1 protein-coding gene is annotated in these 231 nt (G+C 48.5%); it reads right to left on the reverse strand.

Annotated elements, in window-relative coordinates; translation table 11 throughout:
• Nucleotides 1-62: 62 nt before the first annotated feature.
• Nucleotides 63-224: a Tn3 family transposase gene (locus B2R29_RS16935; RefSeq protein WP_414716604.1), complete on the reverse strand. Its 162-nt coding sequence runs from the start codon at nucleotides 222-224 to the stop codon at nucleotides 63-65.
• Nucleotides 225-231 lie beyond the last annotated feature (7 nt).

The raw sequence follows: 231 nt of genomic DNA on the forward strand, positions 1-231 counted from the left end.
TTGAACGAAAACCTACGGTTTTGACTCCCAGGCCCTCCGCGTAACCGTAGGTTTCCGAATAATCACCCCTTCCCCTCATCTTCAATAAAGTACGTACCATTGGGCAACACATGCTTATAGGGCAATAACGAGATATGGGATAAGGTCTTGTCGTCGATATCCTCCCCCTGCTGCCGGAGCTGCTCAACCACGTCATTTATCTTGATCGTGTTCCAGTACAGAATGGCATTG

The organism is Thalassolituus sp. UBA3500, assembly GCF_002377545.1.
Classification (GTDB): Bacteria; Pseudomonadota; Gammaproteobacteria; order Pseudomonadales; family Oceanobacteraceae; genus Thalassolituus.